Source organism: uncultured Winogradskyella sp. (assembly GCF_947501905.1).
Taxonomy (GTDB): Bacteria; Bacteroidota; Bacteroidia; order Flavobacteriales; family Flavobacteriaceae; genus Winogradskyella.
Genome location: NZ_CANMXL010000005.1, coordinates 132,071 through 151,311, shown reverse-complemented (window position 1 = coordinate 151,311; position 19,241 = coordinate 132,071). Strand labels below are relative to the sequence as shown.

11 protein-coding genes are annotated in these 19,241 nt (G+C 34.3%); 9 read left to right on the top strand and 2 right to left on the bottom strand.

From position 1 onward, the window contains the following. Nucleotides 1-4: 4 nt before the first annotated feature. Both Q0770_RS13120 and Q0770_RS13115 read right to left on the bottom strand, forming a co-directional pair. Nucleotides 5-1,606 carry a RagB/SusD family nutrient uptake outer membrane protein gene (locus tag Q0770_RS13120; protein WP_299117721.1) on the bottom strand — a complete coding sequence of 534 codons (1,602 nt, stop codon included), beginning with the start codon at nucleotides 1,604-1,606 and terminating at the stop codon, nucleotides 5-7. A gap of 40 nt (nucleotides 1,607-1,646) precedes the next feature. Next, complete coding sequence (locus Q0770_RS13115) at nucleotides 1,647-4,535, bottom strand: TonB-dependent receptor (RefSeq protein WP_299117719.1); 2,889 nt, start codon at nucleotides 4,533-4,535, stop codon at nucleotides 1,647-1,649. Nucleotides 4,536-4,819: 284 nt separating this feature from the next. Between Q0770_RS13115 and Q0770_RS13110 the strand changes: the two genes are divergently transcribed. From Q0770_RS13110 to Q0770_RS13070, 9 genes are all read left to right on the top strand, one after another. Further along, nucleotides 4,820-5,860: a LacI family DNA-binding transcriptional regulator gene (locus tag Q0770_RS13110; RefSeq protein WP_299117717.1), complete on the top strand. Its 1,041-nt coding sequence runs from the start codon at nucleotides 4,820-4,822 to the stop codon at nucleotides 5,858-5,860. 133 nt (nucleotides 5,861-5,993) lie between these two features. Next, nucleotides 5,994-7,532 (top strand): MFS transporter, encoded by a 1,539-nt coding sequence (locus tag Q0770_RS13105; protein WP_299117715.1) that lies wholly within the window; start codon nucleotides 5,994-5,996, stop codon nucleotides 7,530-7,532. Next, complete coding sequence (gene pgmB, locus Q0770_RS13100) at nucleotides 7,525-8,202, top strand: beta-phosphoglucomutase (protein ID WP_299117713.1); 678 nt, start codon at nucleotides 7,525-7,527, stop codon at nucleotides 8,200-8,202. The genes Q0770_RS13105 and pgmB overlap by 8 nt, the downstream gene beginning before the upstream one ends. Before the next feature lie 32 nt (nucleotides 8,203-8,234). Next, nucleotides 8,235-10,541 (top strand): glycoside hydrolase family 65 protein, encoded by a 2,307-nt coding sequence (locus Q0770_RS13095; RefSeq protein ID WP_299117711.1) that lies wholly within the window; start codon nucleotides 8,235-8,237, stop codon nucleotides 10,539-10,541. Between the two features lie 55 nt (nucleotides 10,542-10,596). Next, complete coding sequence (locus Q0770_RS13090; protein WP_299117709.1) at nucleotides 10,597-12,567, top strand: glycoside hydrolase family 13 protein; 1,971 nt, start codon at nucleotides 10,597-10,599, stop codon at nucleotides 12,565-12,567. Between the two features lies 1 nt (nucleotide 12,568). Continuing rightward, nucleotides 12,569-13,513: an alpha/beta hydrolase gene (locus Q0770_RS13085; RefSeq protein ID WP_299117707.1), complete on the top strand. Its 945-nt coding sequence runs from the start codon at nucleotides 12,569-12,571 to the stop codon at nucleotides 13,511-13,513. 52 nt (nucleotides 13,514-13,565) lie between these two features. Then, entirely contained in the window at nucleotides 13,566-15,992 is a 2,427-nt protein-coding gene (locus Q0770_RS13080; RefSeq protein ID WP_299117705.1) for a TIM-barrel domain-containing protein, read from the top strand. 12 nt (nucleotides 15,993-16,004) lie between these two features. Then, complete coding sequence (locus Q0770_RS13075; protein WP_299117703.1) at nucleotides 16,005-17,420, top strand: alpha-amylase family glycosyl hydrolase; 1,416 nt, start codon at nucleotides 16,005-16,007, stop codon at nucleotides 17,418-17,420. Then, complete coding sequence (locus Q0770_RS13070) at nucleotides 17,421-19,103, top strand: alpha-amylase family glycosyl hydrolase (RefSeq protein ID WP_299117701.1); 1,683 nt, start codon at nucleotides 17,421-17,423, stop codon at nucleotides 19,101-19,103. It begins immediately after the preceding gene. The last annotated feature ends 138 nt before the right edge of the window (nucleotides 19,104-19,241 follow it).

Sequence of the window (19,241 nt, the reverse complement as noted above, 5' to 3'; positions counted from 1 at the left end):
TTAATTAGTATCCTGGATTTTGTTCTAAGTTGGTATTTACACCTAAATCGTTAGCTGGTATTGGCATTAAATCTCTAAATGCCCCAGTAGTTGTCCCTTGGGGAACACCACCTTTCCAAGCCCAAGTACCTTGAGTAGAAAACCTACCGTATCTTATAAGGTCAGTTCTTCGGTGTCCTTCCCAATATAATTCTCTAGAACGTTCATCTAATATGAAATCTAATGTTAAATCTGATGATGAAATGTTACCACTTGCATCTCCGTAAGCTCGGTTTCTCAGTTGATTGACATAACCAAGTGCAGTAGTCATATCTCCACCACCACCTCTAAGCATTGCTTCGGCGTACATTAAATAAACATCAGCAAGACGAAACATTGGAAAATCTGTGTCAACAAATTCGCCAGAAGGGTCGCTCCCTGCATTACCATTTACATCTACATTTTTCCATTTAGTCACAGCGTAGCCATTTGTAAAAGAGCCAATATCTTCTATTTCTTTTGTTTGTCCATCAGTAAAGAACATTGCACGTTGATCTGCAGAATTTTCCTCACCAGGGAATTGCTCTACAAAAGTTGGAGTAGTTCTAATACCTCCCCAACCTCCATTGATACCAAAATCGGCTGCTGACATTGTACCTCCAACTGGCGCATGTACTAAGAATGTTGTACCTGCATATGATTGGATGTTAAGACCGTCAAATGGAACTGCAAATATAACTTCGTCTTGAGCGCCATTTGTGTCATTATCTGCTAGAAAAGAATGTTGATATGCTGTTGCAGGTATAGTATAACCTGCCCCTATAATTTGGTTGGAGTAAGTAATTACTTCTGTATATCTACTTGTGCCAGTATAAACCTCAGCGTTTAAATACATTTTGGCTAGAAGCATCCAAACAGTTGCTCGGTCAGCTCTACCATATTCATTAGCACCTGCCGCCGGAATTTCATTCTCAATAGCTAATAATTCAGTTTCTAAAAAGTTGAATAAATCCGATCGAGAAATTTGCGGAGGTAAAAAGCTGCCTACTGGATCTGCTTCTGTAACAAAAGGAACATTACCAAAGATATCCATTGCATAGTAATAAGCCAAAGCTCTTAAAAAACGAGCCTCTGTCCTGTAACCATTTACTACAGCTTTAAAAGCATCGGTCTCACCTCTAGCATCTAATTTTTCAGGAGTGGTTTGTCTTAAAAATTCATTGACAAGAGTTACTTGATAAATAGTTCTATTATAAGCTGCTCTAGTAAAATCATTACCAGCAGTCCAAGTTTGCGTGTTTAAAGCTCTAATACCACCATCGTTCCAGCCAATTATGGCTTCATCAGTGGGCAATTCTTGAACTTTCCAAATAGATCTAATAAAACCTGAAGCACCTTCATCATCAGAGACGATGTCTGGTTGTCCAGTTGTGTTTTGCCCAGTTACAGCTATACCTCCGTATAACTTTGCAAAAGCTTGTTCATAGCCTTCTTCAGTTGCAAATGCAGCTTCAGCAGTAAGACGATTGTCTTCTGGCACTAAATCTAGACGACTTTCACATGATTGCATAAGTGCAATCAATGCTAAAGACATAAAGATAGTCTTAATTGATTTTAATCTTAACATAGCATTTTCAATTTATAATTAGTTTTCATTTTTCTTTCTTTTAGAATATAAAGTTTAATCCAAAGACAAAGCTTCTTGCTCTTGGATAAAAGTTATTGTCAATACCATTTGATATTTCAGGATCTAAACCTTCGTAATCAGTAATAACAAATAGGTTACTACCAGTTATAGAAGCTCTAACTTGAACGTTCTCAAATGGTAATTGATACCCTATAGATAAATTATCAAGCCTAACAAAGTCAGCACGTCTCACATAATAATCCGAAAATAATTGTGGATTAGCAAAACCAGTATCTAAATAACTTGCATGTACATTAGGTTGAAACGCTCCAGGAGCATTTATGGCAGTTGCAAGAGTCCCATTACTAGATGATACATTATTATATACATAGTTTCCAAAGCTACCTCTAAAAGTGAAACTTAAATCAAAACTTTTGTACGTAAAGTTATTTGTAAAACCAATAAATGCATCTGGTGTTGCTTTTTTGTATGGTTGTCTATCTGCTGTTGTAATTTGGTTATCACCATTAACATCAACGTATGCCCCTTCTATTGGATTCCCATCAGTATCATATACTTGTCTGAATACAAAGAACGTCGTAGGGTCAAACCCAGGTCTTAAAATCTGAATGGTATTACCAGTTCCTCCTGATATTCCTCCTGTAGGAATAACAAAATCTGGATTATCTACTAAACTTAAGTTTTCGACTTCGATATCTTGAAATGTGACATTAAAGTTAGAATCCCAATTAAAATTATCGTTTTGAATAATTTTTCCGTCAAGGTTTAATTCAATACCCTTACTTGTTAATTCTCCAACATTAGTGATGATTTGATCCGTAAGATTAGAGCCTGCTGGGACAGGTACTTGAGCTAATAAATCTTTAGTCTCTTTATAATAAACATCAACAGAACCAGATAAACGATTGTCAAAAAGCCCGAAATCTAAAGCTAAATTGTATTGAGAAGTTTCCTCCCATTTTAAGTTTTCATCAAACCCGTTAGGTCTAAGAGTTGGTACAAGTTGCCCATTAATAAGTGCACTTACCTGATCATTAACCGCAGGAGAGTATATGCCTAAATAAGCATAATTATTACCTATTTCTTGATTACCAGTAATACCCCAACCACCTCTAAGTTTTAAATTAGAGAAGAAAGAGTTTTCCATAAAGTCTTCATTACTTATTTTCCAACCAAAAGATGCTCCAGGGAAGTAACCTGTTCTATTATCCGGTGAAAAACGAGATGAGATATCTGCTCTGTAACTTAAAGACAAAAGATATTTATCATCGTGATCAAAACTTGCTCTCGCAAAATAAGATTCCAAACCATTACGATTAATAATTACTGGATTAGTAATTAACCCTCCACTAGCACCTGTAAGTGTCTGGTCAGAAGCCACATAGAACTCTTGGTAAGAGTGGCCAGCTGTAATATCAAGTACTGTGTTTATAGACTCTACATTCTTTTTATAGTTAAGATAAAAATCAAGAGATGTATTACGGTTTAAACCAGAATAAAAATTTTGAAATGGAAATGCACCTGGATTATTAGGGTTAGCAATATTGAATTGCTTACCGTTATTTTCGGCATAATCAATACCTGCATTTAAATTAAATCTTAAGTCTTTTAAGAACCAAAATTTGTAATCGATATTAAAATTACTTATCAAACGCTTAGAACGATTGTTGTTTTGGTCATTCTCCAATAAAGATACTGGGTTTCTTGGAGCTAAATTTGCACCTAACTCTGTGAAGTTTCCATTTTGGTCAAATATCGGTTGAGAAGGATCAAAACTTACAGCTGCACCTATTGCGCCTTGATTCGCAAAAGAATACTCGTCAATAATTCCTTTAGCAGTTAGTGTTAACTTTAAGTCATTATCTAACAAACGCTGTTCAAAAGCGGTATTAATAGCATTTCTCTCATATAAGTCAGTTCTTAGTGTACCTTGCTGAGTTACATGGTTTAAATTAACTCTAAAGTTAAAGTTTTCATACCCTTTTGAAACAGTGATATTGTGTATTGCAGAAAGTGCAGTTTGATATATCTCATCTTGCCAATCCGTATTTGCATTTCCAGTTAATGAAGGGTCAAAAGCAGTACTTACATTTGCCAAATTTCTATATTGGTCAGCAGAAAGAACATCTACAGTATTATTAACCTGTTGAGAAGAAGCTTTTAAATCATATTCAACCTTCCATGGTGAGTTAGATTGTCCTTTTTTGGTAGTAATTAAGATAACACCATTAGATGCTCTAGATCCATAAATGGCTGTTGCAGAAGCATCTTTTAAAACAACAAAGTCTTTAATGTCTGCTGGGTTAATAGCATTTAATGCGTTTCTTACACCTTGAACACCACGTTGATCTAATGGTAAACCATCTACAACAATTAAAGGGGATTGATTTGCTGAAAGTGAAGAGATTCCACGAATTCTAATTTGAGACCCTTCTCCAGCTGCACCACCATTAGTTGTAATACGAACACCAGCAGATTTACCCGCTAGTAATTGTTCTGGAGCTACTATAGCACCTCTATTAAAATCATCATCAGAGACCTTATCTACAGCACCTGTTGCGTCTTGCTTTGTAGTAGAGCCGTAACCAATTAATACAATTTCATCAAGTTGAGCGGCATCTTCAGTCAGTGTGACATCTATAGTTGCTTGTCCATTATATGTGATTTCTTGAGTAACAAAACCTAGGTAAGAGAAAACAATGACATCGCCGTTGTTTACTGTAAGGGAATATTTACCATCAAAATCAGTATTATTACCATTGGTTGTTCCTTTAACAATAACATTAACACCTGGTAAAGGCATTGAGTTAGATCCATCTGTTACTGTTCCTGTTACCGTTGATTGAGCAAACAATGTTGCAGGTACCAAGAAAACACATAACAAAATGGCATTTAAAAATGTTTTCATAAATTATTTTTAAGTTAATTGCTTAGTTTATTTTTAACTATATTTTCACTTCTCGGGTTAAATTTATGTAAATTTAGGGTGTCGAAAGTGTTAAAAACACTGATAATCACTACGAAAACGTTTTCGTGTTAAAAACTTTTTAAGAAACATTAACAAAGTAGATAATTTCGTAAAAAAATATGAATTCCGTAATGGAGACATTGTTAAATTACGATGTTTGCATTGCTAAAAACATGATTGTAATTGTTTTTGATTAAAATTGGTAAAAGAAAAAAGAAAGCCTAATGAAAAGAAAAGTTACCCTAAAACAAATAGCAAGAGAACTTGATGTTTCAATTTCAACTGTTTCAAAAGCTCTAAGGAATAGTGTTGAGATTAGTGAAGATACTAAACAGAAAGTACAGGCATTTGCCAAATTATACAATTACAAACCAAATAATATTGCTTTAAGTCTTAAGAATAGAAAAACGAACACTATCGGTATTATTATTCCTGAAATTGTCCATCATTTCTTTTCTAAAGTCATAAGAGGAGTAGAGTTAGTGGCTAACCAAAGAGGTTATAACGTTATTATAGGCTTGTCTAATGAGTCATTTGCCAAAGAGGTTATTAATATGGAAATGTTAGCTAATGGTAGTATTGATGGGTTTATTATATCCTTGTCAAAGGAAACATTGCAGCAGCAAGATTATCATCATTTTGATGAGACCATAAATCAAGGGATGCCAATTGTTATGTTTGATCGCGTCGTTAGTGAAATACAATGCGATAAGGTTATTGTTGATGACTTTGAAGGTGCTAAAAATGCAGTAGAAAAATTAATAGAAAATAACTGTAAAAATATAGCTCTAATTACTACTAAGGATTATGTGAGTGTAGGTAGATTAAGGACGCAAGGATACCTCGAAGCACTTAAGAATTATAGTTTAGATTTAAAAGCTGAGTTAATTTTAAAACTTGATGATGATATTAATTATGAAGTAAATCTTGATGCGCTTGAAAAAGAAATCGAGCAATTATTTAAAACAAACAAAACTATTGATGGTATTTTTGCCGTTAATGAGCTTTACGCCTTAACTGCAATGCGCGTTGCCAGACGTTTAGGTTTTAATGTGCCAGATGATATACAAGTTATAGGTTTTACAGATGGTGTTTTGTCCAAACACTCCACACCAAGCCTTAGTACAGTTAGCCAACATGCGCAACTTATGGGTGAAAAGGCCGCTGGTTTACTAATAGATAAATTAGAGAATGATGAAGATGAAGAAAGTTACCAAACACAGATAATTGCTTCAGAACTTATTGAGCGTGAATCAACAAAGTAATATTAAGTTATTTGGCGGTTTCAGATACTTTACTAACTTTGTAATCAAATCAAAACTTATATTTTCACTTCTCAATGATAAAGTTTTGATAAGATAAGCTTATCAGAATAGTATTAATTTAAATATACTATTAATGAAAAAGCGTATGCTAGGTTTCTGGGAAATTTGGAACATGAGTTTCGGTTTCTTAGGAATTCAAATGGGTTTTGCCCTTCAGAATGCTAACGTCAGTAGAATTTTCCAAACTTTAGGAGCCGAAGTTGAAGACATTCCAATCCTATGGGTTGCAGCACCTTTAACAGGTTTAATTGTTCAACCAATAATTGGTTATTTTAGTGATCGTACATGGCATCCTAAACTTGGTCGCCGTCGTCCTTATTTTCTTGTTGGAGCTATATTGGCTTCATTGGCTCTATTTGTAATGCCTAATTCACCAGTGCTTTGGTTTGCAGCAGGAATGTTATGGATAATGGATGCATCTATTAACGTCTCAATGGAGCCTTTTAGAGCATTTGTTGGAGACAATCTTCCAGAAAGTCAGAGAACTAAGGGGTTTGCAATGCAAAGTTTTTTTATAGGAATCGGTGCTTATGTGGCCTCCAAGCTTCCTAATATACTTACTTATTTTGGAGTTGCTAATACAGCACCTGAAGGTGTAATTCCAGATTCTGTAAAATATTCATTTTACATTGGAGGAGCAGCTTTTTTAATAGCTGTATTATGGACTGTTTTTCGATCGAAAGAATATTCTCCAGAAGAAATGAAAACCTTTGAAGAAGAGGAAGCTAAGGATAAAAACTATGTTAAGGAGGAAAGACCAGAATCATGGTTTGTATCCAATGGAAAATCACATTTAATCAAAGGAATTATAACCTTAATTGTTGGAATTATTGCGACTTATAGTGTTTATTTTTTTGGTTTAAAGAAAGATTTATACGTGCTAACAATTGGGTTGATATCTCTAGGAGGAATTGTATTAATGATTTCTGGAGTTATGCAAAAAGGTAAAAACTACAATAATGGTTTTGTAACTATTGTTAATGATTTTCAGTTTATGCCTAAGGTTATGAAACAATTGGCTTGGGTACAGTTTTTCTCTTGGTTTTCGTTGTTTTCAATGTGGATATATACTACGAGTGCAGTAACAGAACATATTTATAAAGCAACTGATGCAACTTCAGAGGCATATAATACAGGAGCAAATCAAGTAGGTGAAATGTTTGCTAATTACAACATTATTGCAGCAGCCGTAGCTTTCTTATTGCCATTAATTGCTAAAAAGACCAGTAGAAGATTCACTCATTTTTTAGCTTTAGTAGCTGGAGGGTTAGGTTTAATGTCTATTTATTTTATAACTAATCCTACGACATTTACAGTGGAGTGGTTGCCAATGATAGGTGTTGGTATAGCTTGGGCAAGTATTTTGTCTGTGCCTTATGCGATGTTATCTGGTGCATTACCAGCATCAAAAATGGGATATTACATGGGTGTTTTTAACTTTTTTATTGTTATTCCTCAATTAGTAGCTGCTTCTATTTTAGGATTTTTGGTGTCAACTTTTTTTGATAATCAACCTGTGTATGCTTTACTCATAGGAGGTGTATCTATGATATTGGCGGGTTTAATATCTCTAACAGTAAATGATAAAGCAATAGTAGAAATTAATGAATAAAAAAGGATTCATATTTGATTTAGATGGTGTTATTGTAGACACTGCTAAATACCATTTCCTTGCATGGCGAAAGCTTGCTAATGGATTGGGTATAGATTTTACTCATGAAGAAAACGAACAACTCAAAGGCGTAAGTCGTGTTCGTTCTCTCGAAAAAATATTAGAGTGGGGAGGAAAAACACTATCACAGGAAGAGTTTACGTCCATTATGGCAAAAAAGAATGAAGAATATTTGAACTACATTAGTAAAATGGACGCTTCAGAAATTCTTCCAGATGTTTCTAAGGTATTAGAATTTTTAGAAGAAAAACATCAAGCTGTAGCCTTAGGTTCAGCAAGTAAAAATGCAAGACCCATTTTAGAAAAAGTGAGTTTGCTAGAAAAATTTAATGCTATTGTTGACGGTAACGATGTAGCAAAGGCAAAACCAGACCCAGAAGTCTTTCTGTTAGGAGCAAAACTATTAAATATGCAGCCACAAGATTGTATAGTTTTCGAAGACTCAGTTGCAGGGGTAAAAGCGGCAAATACAGCCAATATGATATCTATTGGTATTGGAGAAAAAGACGTACTGCACGAAGCAGATTACGTGTTTAAAGATTTTACAGAAATGCCTCAAGAGTTTGTTGAGGCCATTATTTCAGATAAAGTGACTAAAAAAATCAATTAAATCAGCTAATCACTGATATTATAATCAAGAGAATGAATAATATTTATATACAACCAAACCCTTGGTCAATTATAGAAGAAGGTTTTGATGCTACCCGAGTAAAATCATCGGAGAGCTTAATGAGTTTGGGTAATGGAGCTATGGGGCAACGTGCTAATTTTGAGGAGCATTATTCAGGAGCTACATTTCAAGGAAGTTATGTGGCAGGGGTATATTACCCAGATAAAACAAGAGTTGGCTGGTGGAAAAATGGTTACCCAGAATATTTCGCAAAAGTACTTAATGCTCCAAATTGGATTGGGATTAATGTACATATCAATGGTGAACAATTAGATTTGGCAGAATGTAAATCTGTTGAAGGTTTCCGAAGAGAGCTTAACATGAAAGAAGGTTGGTTATCTCGTAGTTTTACTGTGACGCTCAAAAATGATATTACTGTAAAGGTTAATACTAAACGCTTCTTGAGTTTAAATATTGATGAAATAGGTGCTATTGAATATTGTATTACTCCTGTTAATAGTGATGTGCGAATAGACTATTCACCATATTTAGATAATGGTATTACCAATGAAGATTCTAATTGGGATGACAAATTTTGGGATGTATTAAGTATAGATTTTGAAGATAATCAAGCATTCATAGTGTCTCGAACTATGAAAACAGATTTTTACGTCTGTACATACATGCAAACAGAATTGACTATAAATAATAAAGCTATTGAAGCACAACCAGATGTTGATGCTTTTAAAGATATGATTTCGTTTAGCTATAATCAAGAAGTCACTAAAGGAGATACATTTACAATTACCAAATACGGAGGTTATAACTCTGATAGAAACCATGATAGAAGTCAATTGGTAGATGTTGCCAAAAGCACATTAGACCAAGTTTCAGACTTAGGATTCAAGATGCTTTTAGAACAACAGAAGCAAGCTTGGGCAAACATCTGGAACATGTCCGACATTACTATAGATGGTGATGTTGAAGCGCAACAAGGTATACGATTTAATATCTTTCAATTGAACCAAACCTATTTAGGTAAAGATGCAAGATTAAATATTGGCCCAAAAGGCTTTACTGGCGAAAAATACGGCGGAAGTACCTATTGGGATACTGAAGCCTATTGTATACCATTTTATATGGCAACAAAAGACCAAAGTGTTGCTAAAAGTTTATTAGAGTATCGTTATAAGCATTTAGACAAAGCTATTGAAAATGCTGAGAAATTAGGATTTACAAACGGAGCTGCGTTGTATCCAATGGTAACCATGAATGGTGAAGAGTGCCATAACGAATGGGAAATTACTTTCGAAGAAATTCATAGAAATGGTGCTATAGCTTTTGCCATTTTTAACTATTACAGATATACAGGAGATTACAGTTATATTCCTGAGAAAGGATTAGAAGTCCTTATAGGTATCGCGCGTTTCTGGCAACAACGCGCCACGTTTTCGACAGCAAAAGAACAATATGTAATTCTTGGAGTAACTGGTCCAAACGAATACGAAAATAATGTAAATAATAACTGGTACACTAACTACATTGCTAAGTGGTGTATTGATTATGCGATGCAAAGTATAGATAAAGTCAAAACAGAGTATCAATCAGATTATAATAGAATAATGAGTAAGGTTAATTTATCTGAAGATGAATTAGCTAAATGGAAATCTGTTGCAGATAATATGTATTTCCCTTATGATGAAAATCTAAAAATATTCTTACAACAAGATGGCTTTTTAGACAAGGAATTAATTACTGTTTCAGATTTACCAAAGTTAGAGAGACCAATTAATCAAAAATGGTCTTGGGATAGAATTTTACGTTCACCTTATATTAAGCAGGCAGATATACTTCAAGGATTCTACTTTTTTGAAGACCAATTTACAAATGAAGAGCTAGAGCGTCATTTTGATTTTTACGAACCTTTCACTGTACATGAGAGTTCTTTATCACCTTGTGTACATAGTATTCAAGCAGCAAAGTTAGGGCGTATGGATCAGGCTTATGAGTTCTATTTAAGAACATCCCGACTAGACTTAGATGATTATAACCATGAAGTTGAAGAAGGACTGCATATTACCTCAATGGCAGGTACATGGATGAGTATTGTAGAGGGTTTTGGGGGTATGCGTATTGTAAATGATACCTTATCTTTTGAGCCTAAGATTCCTCAGCAATGGGAGGCGTTTTCTTTTAAAGTTAACTTCAGAAATCAAATACTTAGAGTTAATGCGTGTAAAGGACATACGCATTTTGAGCTAGAAGGTAATCGCAATATAGACATTATAGTTAATGGTAAATCAGTAACTATAAGCCCAAATAGTTTAGTTACTGTATAGATTATAATTATAAGCCTTGTGATGTTTTCATAAGGCTTTTTTAATACCTAAACTCATGAAGACGTTTAATTTCAGAATGTTTGTGATAATCCTATTATCGCTTAAAGTAGTAGTTTCTTGTAAAGACGCTGATGTCAATAGTAATTCTCAAAATAAAACAGAGTTAATTAATAAAAATGATATTGAGCGTATTGAGCCACCAAATTGGTGGATAGGTTTCGAGAATGATAGCTTACAACTATTAGTGAAACATCAAAATATTGCTGATTACCAACCAAGTATTTCCTACGAAGGTGTATCTATTGCAAAAGTTTCAAAAGGAGATAATAGTAATAACTATTTGTTTATTGATTTAGATATTTCAAAAGCGAGTTCGGGGAAATTCAATATAACTTTCGAAAAAGAAAATAGCGAATCCCTTATTGCAACTTACGAGTTAAAAGACAGATTAAAACCATCTGAAGAATATATAGGTTTTAATAGCAGTGATGCTGTTTATTTAATTACTCCAGACCGCTTTGTAAACGCTACAATAGAAAATGATTCACCTTCAGGAATTGAAGGTCAACCAGAACTTTTAGAACGTACTATTGATAGAACAAATAGCTATGCAAGACATGGTGGAGATATATCAGGGGTTATAAAACACATAGATTATATCAAAGATTTGGGATTTACTGCAATTTGGCCTCAACCCATGCTTATTAATGACATGCAAGAGGGTTCATATCATGGCTATGCTATTACAGACTTATACCAGATAGATCCACGTTTTGGGACTATAGAAGAGTATAAAGCGCTTTCAAAAAAATTACAAGATAATGGGATGAAACTCATTATGGATCAAGTGGCTAACCATTGTGGTTTATACCATTGGTGGATGAAAGATTTACCATTTAAAGACTGGTTAAATCTTCAGCGAAATTTTGAAGAGAATAAAGAAAATTGGGGACATAGTTATACAACTTATTCAAACCATAGAAGAACAACAAATCAAGATATATATGCTTCTGAAGCTGATAAAAAAGGTAACAACGAAGGTTGGTTTGTTGCTACAATGCCAGACTTAAATCAACGGAACCCGTTTATGGCAACATATATTATTCAGAATAGCATTTGGTGGATAGAAACTGCTCAGTTAGGTGGCATTCGTCAAGATACTTATCCATATCCAGATAAAGCATTTATGAGCGATTGGGCTGGTGCTATTATGACCGAATATCCAAATTTTACTATTGTTGGTGAAGAGTGGAGTTATAATCCGCTGCTCATAGGTTACTGGCAAGAAGGTGCTAAAAACAATGATGGGTATGATTCAAATTTAAAATCTACGATGGACTTTGCAATGCAGAAGAAAGTCGTAGACGCCATCAAAGAAAAAGAATCATGGGATAAAGGCTTGGTAAAAATCTATGAAGGCTTAGCAAACGATTTCCATTATGCCAGCCCAAAGGACATTATGATTTTTCCTGACAATCATGATATGAGTCGCATTTTTACTCAAATGGATGGCGATGTTGTAAATACTAAAATGGCGATGGCAACTTATGCAACAATGCCAAGAATTATGCAAATGTATTATGGTACAGAAATCTTGATGAATGATTTTGAAATTCCAGGAGACCACGGGTTGATTCGTACAGATTTTCCTGGTGGCTGGGATGGGGATGCAGTAAATGCATTTACAGGTCAGGGCTTAACAGAAGCACAAAAAGACATGCAACTATTCATCAAAAAACTCTTCAACTACAGGAAGAATAGTAAAGCCATTCATGAAGGTAAAACAGTTCATTTTGCACCATTTGTTGGTACGTATTTTATGTATAGAACATTTGGAGATGAGACTGTGGTTTTAATTCTAAATAAGAATGAAGACATAATTACAATAGACCTTAATTATCAATCAGAAATGGGACTTAAAGGAAAAACTTTAAAGAACATTATTACAGGAGAAGAAAAGCTTTGGGGAGATGTTATAGAACTCAAATCTAAAGGTGTAACTCTGTTAACTACAAAAATTAATTAATATGAAACAGACATGTATTTTACTAGCTTTTATATTGTCTTTTACTGCTACTGCGCAAATGGCTAATGACATCAAATTTCAGAAATTAGATAGTGCAGTTTTATTTGCAGGTAGTTTACATCGGGTAGAAGCTTTTCCTTCAGAATTTATTAAGCCACGACCAGTCGATGTTTGGCTACCAGAAAACTATTCAAAAGACAAAAAGTATGCAGTTTTGTACATGCACGACGGTCAAAATCTCTTTGATGCGACTACTACATGGAATAAACAGGAATGGATGGTTGATGAATGGTCAAGTAAGATGATGGAAAAAGGCATCACAAAAGACTTTATTGTTGTAGGGATTCATAATATTCCTCAAATACGTTGGCAAGATTTATATCCAGAAAAGGCGATGAGTTATATGAATGAAAAAGTTCGTGACTCTTTAATTACACTTGCTAGGAAGAGTAATTTTAATATCGATTTTAAAGGGGATGAATATTTAAGTTTTATAACTACAGAATTAAAACCAGTCATCGACAAACAGTATGCTGTTTATACAGACAAAGCCAATACTTTTGTTGGGGGTTCGAGTATGGGAGGCTTAATGTCTATGTACGCAGTAGTAGAATATCCTGATGTTTTTGGTGGAGCTGCATGCCTTTCTACACATTGGCCTGGCGCAATGCCAACCCCAAATAATCCACACCCTAAAGCTATCTTCGATTATATGAAAGAAAACTTGCCAAGCGCAGGAGAGCATAAGTTTTATTTCGATTATGGTAATAAAACACTAGATCAATATTATCCAAAATTTGCGCCAAATGTAGATGCTGTTTTAAAAGCAAAAGGATATACAGAAAGTGACTTTAGAAATCTGTTTTTTGATGGCACCAATCACTCAGAGCAATCATGGAACAAACGCTTAGATAAGCCACTATTATTCTTGTTAAGAAAAAATTAATCTTAAACTCTAATTTGTCATGCTAAACTAGATTCAGCATCTCATCAATTTTATGAAAAACACACTTTATATATTATTAGCATTATTCCTATTTCAATTCGGTTTTACCCAAAACCCAGACCGAGTTTATAAATCGCATAGTGAAGAAAACAACATTTTTACCGTTATCACTAATGATGGTAATTATAGGTTTCAATTTTACTCAGATAATATTATTGAAACTACGTTTATTCCAAAAGCTGAAAGCCTAAAGTCAGAAAGCCATGCTGTGGTCATGAAACCTAATCAGGTTAAGACATCATACAAATATGTTGGTAATACTATTTCTTTTTCGAGTAACACATTATCCGTATTAATCAAGACTGCACCTTTTCAGATTTCATACTCTTATAATGGCAAGCTTATTACATCAGAAAAACGAGGCTACTATAAAAGTCAGCATCAATCCATGGAAATGGTTGCAGGAAACATTGTTGCCGATGAAACCGAAAAAATAGAATTTAACCTTACTAAAGACGAAGTTTTATATGGTGGTGGCGCAAGAGCTTTGGGGATGAATAGACGTGGCAATCGTTTACCACTTTTTAATAGAGCACATTATGGTTACGAAACCAAAAGTGAATTGATGAACTATACGATGCCAATTGTATTATCATCTAAAAAGTATATGATTCACTTTGATAACGCACCAATTGGGTATTTAGATTTTGATAGTAAAAATGACAATACGTTAACATATGAAACCATTTCTGGACGTAAAACTTACCAAGTAATAGCAGGAAATTCATGGTATGATATTATTGAGAATTATACAAACTTAACAGGAAAACAACCCATGTTACCTCGTTGGGCTTTGGGTAATTTTTCAAGCCGATTCGGGTACCATTCACAAAAAGAAACTTTAGAGACTATAAATATATTTAAAGAAGATAAAATACCAGTTGATGCCATAATTCTTGACTTGTACTGGTTTGGTAAAGAGATTAAAGGCACAATGGGAAATCTCAAGTTTGATAGAGATTCTTTTCCAAACCCTAAGCAGATGATTAAGGATTTAAAGTCACAAAATGTAGAAACAATTCTTATCACAGAACCTTTTGTTTTAACCACATCTAATCGTTGGGAAGAAGCTGTTGAGAAGAACGTTCTGGCAAAAGATTCTATAGGTAACCCTGCTAAATATGATTTCTATTTCGGAAATACCGGAATTGTAGATATTTATAAAAAAGAAGGTAGCCAGTGGTTTAGTGATATATATAAAGAATTATCTGAGTTTGGTGTAACAGGTTTTTGGGGAGATTTAGGAGAGCCAGAAGTACATCCGACTTGGGTGAAACATGCAACAGGTTCAGCAGATGAAGTCCATAACATTTACGGACATGATTGGGCTAAATTAGTTTACGAAGCTAGTTTAGAAGCTAGTCCAGATAAAAGGCCTTTTATACTTATGCGAGCAGGGTATTCAGGTTCGCAACGTTACGGCATGGTACCTTGGTCCGGTGATGTAAATAGAACTTGGGGAGGTTTACAAAGTCAACCAGAAATTGCATTGCAAATGGGTATGCAAGGTTTGGGCTATATGCATAGCGATTTAGGTGGTTTTGCAGGGGCAAACTTAGATGACGAGTTGTATGCACGTTGGTTGCAATATGGCGTTTTTCAACCAATATTTAGACCACACGCTCAAGAAGAAGTACCAAGCGAACCTGTTTTTAGAAGTGAAAAAGCAAAGCGTTTTGCAAAGTTTGCGATAGAAATGCGCTACAGAATGCTGCCCTATAATTATCATCTAATGGCTCAGAATCATATTGAAGGAACACCTCTAATGCGACCATTATTTTTTGAGGAGACAAATAATTCTAATCTCTTTAATTATTCAAAAGCGTATTTGTGGGGTAATGACTTTTTAGTTTCTCCTGTATTAGAAGCAGGTAAAACGGAGCAAGAGATATACTTTCCTAAAACTTCAAATTGGTTTAATATTGAAACTGACGAAATTATTAAAGGTGGAGTAACCAAGACGGTAAAGCTTCATCCTGCATATATACCAACCTATGTAAGAGCAGGTGCTTTTATCCCATTAGCAAAATCCATGCAGTCGACAAAAGAGTATGATGTCAATGTATTTCAATTACAATATTATTACGATGATTCAATAAAAAAATCTAAACGTGAACTTTATTTTGATGATGGCCATACAGTCAATCCTATAGAGAAATCTCAATATCAAATTTTAGAATTTGAAGCAGAAAAAAAAGGAGGCTGGCTACATATAGATTTTGAAGCAGAAACAGCTTTAAATTATAAAACGGAATCAAAAACTATTGAGTTTGTAGTTCATAATTTAAATAAAAAGCCAAAAAAAGTTCTTGTTGGTAGAGAGAAAGTTACAGGAAAATACAACTCAAAATATAAAACACTAACCCTAGATATAAGTTGGAATACAGCTACCAAAAAAAGAATTAAAGTAAAATTATAATAATCACCAATCATGAAAAAATTAAGCCTCATCGTTTTAAGTTTTTTGCTTTTTCTAGCATGCAAAAATGAAAAAAACAAGAAAACAGAGACAAAAGAAGAAACAAAAGTAATTGCACCAATGTCTAATGACATTATGGAATCGGCTGTGATTTACGAAGCTAATATCCGTCAATATTCTCCAGAAGGTACTTTTGCCGAATTCACTAAAGACATTCCTGAGTTAAGAGAACTAGGCATAAAAGTAATTTGGTTAATGCCAGTTTTTCCAATTTCAGAAACTAAACGTAAAGCTACAGGTGGAGCTGATAGCAAGTTTGCTTCAGAATTCCCAGAAGAAGAACAAGCAAAGTATTTAGGGAGTTATTATGCAGTAACGGATTTCACAAAGATTAATCCAGAATTTGGCACTATTGAAGACTTCAGAGATTTAGTGAAAACGGCTCATGATAATGATATTTATGTCATATTGGATTGGGTGCCAAATCATACAGGTTGGGACCATAAATGGCTTAAAACTAATCCAGAATATTATACACAAAATGAAAAGGGAGAAGTCATTCACCCAAAAGATACAGATTGGACTGATGTAGCGGATTTAAACTACGATAACCAAGATATGCGCAAAGAAATGATTACCGATATGAGTTATTGGGTTACAGAAGAAGGCGTAGATGGTTTTAGATGTGATGTTGCAGGTTCTGTACCAACTGATTTTTGGCAACAAGCTGTTCCCGAGCTTAGGAAACTAAAAGACCTTTTCATGTTAGCAGAAGCTTGGGAGCCTGAATTACTTAAAGGAGATTTGTTTGATATGGCTTACGCATGGGACGGACATCATTTAATGAATGCTCTAGCTAAAGGCGAAAAGTCTTTAGAAGATTATAATGCCTATTTAGAAAAAATCTCCAAAGATTATGAAGCTGATGATATCTTAATGAATTTTGTAACCAATCATGATGAAAATTCTTGGAACGGAACTATAAAGGAACGTATGGGTGATGCTTGTGAGTTGATGACAGCGCTTTCGTTTACAATGAAAGGAATGCCACTGATTTACTCAGGACAAGAATACGATTTAGACCATAGATTAAAGTTTTTTGAGAAGGATTCCTTCCCAAAAGACAAAGGAGAATCATGGAAGTTACTTCAAAAACTAGGGCAGCTTAAAAATACCAATTCAGCACTAAACGGAGGAAAAAAAGCTGCTTCGTACAAGCAATTAGATTCAGAAGAAAATGTCTTAATGTTTGAGCGTTCTAAAGCTGGTAAGACAATTTTATTTGTTGGGAATCTTTCAGATGAAGGAAACAAAATTTCTATCCCTAAAGGAACCTATTTAGATTATATGTCTAATAAAAAAATTGAAGCTAATGGAGATGCACAAGAGTTGAGTACTTGGGGTTATAAAATTTTAATTAAAGAATAAATGAAAAAATTAAGCATTGTTTTAGTGTTAGCAATTCTTTTTGTGAGTTGCAAAAATCAATCAGAAGACGCAAACTCAAGAGAGGTTGCCCAAACAGAAGAGATATCTCAGGATATTTTTCCTTGGGAAGCGGCAAATATCTATTTCCTTTTAACGGACCGTTTTAATAATGCAGATACTTCTAACGATGTAAATTATGGACGTCAAGATGATGCTGCAGTTTTACGCGGATTTAAAGGTGGCGACTTAAAAGGTGTAACACAAAAAATCAATGAAGGCTATTTTACGGATTTAGGGATTAATGCCATTTGGATGACACCTATCGTGGAGCAAATTCACGGAGGTACAGACGAAGGTACTGGAAAGAGTTATGGTTTTCATGGCTATTGGACCAAAGATTGGACGGCTATAGATGCTAATCTCGGGACTAGACAGGACTTACAAGAATTAGTTGATGCTGCACATAGCAAAGGTATACGAGTGCTTTTAGATGCGGTCATCAATCATACAGGTCCTGTAACCGAAAAAGATCCTGTTTGGCCAAGTGATTGGGTACGTACAGAACCACAATGCGAATACACTAATTACGAAAACACTATCACATGTACATTAGTTAAAAACCTTCCAGACATTAAGACAGAAAGCAATAAAAATGTTGACTTGCCTCCACAATTAATAACCAAATGGAAAGCAGAAGGACGCTATGAAGAAGAGGTGAAAGAGCTTGATGAATTCTTTAAGCGCACTGGCCATCCTCGTGCGCCACGTTTTTATATCATGAAGTGGTTAACAGATTATATTTCGGATTTTGGTATAGATGGTTATCGTGTAGATACAGTAAAACATACAGAAGAGTTTGTGTGGCAAGAGTTTAGAAAAGAGTGCGATTATGCTTTTAATCAATATAAAAAGAATAACGCTGAAAAGGCTCTTGATGACACAAATTTTTATTTAGTGGGTGAAGTGTATAACTATTCCATTTCAAACGGGAAAGACTTTAATATGGGCGACAAAACTATGAATTATTTCGATAATGCTTTTGATGCCCTTATCAATTTTGAGATTAAATGGAATGCTAAGCAAATGCCTGTTAAAAACGTTTTTGAGAAGTACAACAATGCCTTAAATGGAGAGCTCAAAGGCCATAGTGTTTTAAATTATATGTCATCACATGACGATGGTCAACCTTTTGATAAAGAAAGAAAGATGCCATACAAAACAGCTACAATGCTACTTTTAACTCAAGGGGCATCTCAAGTGTATTATGGAGATGAAGTAGCTAGGGAACTTATTGTTGAAGGTGCAACAGGAGATGCTAATTTGCGCTCACTTATGGACTGGGATACGACAAAAAATAATCCAGAAACTCAAAAACTTTTAATGCATTGGCAAAAGTTGGGTCAGTTTAGAGCTAAACATCCAGCCGTTGGAGCAGGAGTTCACCATCTAATTTCTGAAGATAACGGATTAGTGTTCTCTCGAGTAAGAGATGAGGATAAAATCATTGTGGGTATTGAGCTTCCTAAAGGAAAAAAATCTATAAATGTGTCATCTATTTTCAAAGATGGTCTTATGTTGCGTGATGAGTATTCAGGAAAAATTGTTAATGTTGTAAATGGTAATGCTGAGATTGACTCTGATTATGATATAGTTTTACTTGAAAAATTTATTGTAACAGCTTAACTTAAAATAGATTATTAATCTGTAATAGAGTAATTTCAAATAAAGTAATTTTTATACTTTTTTAAGTAACAAATAGTATGTAAGATAGTCTAACTAAAAACGACTATTTTAAATATTTGTAACTTTGCTTATAGAAAA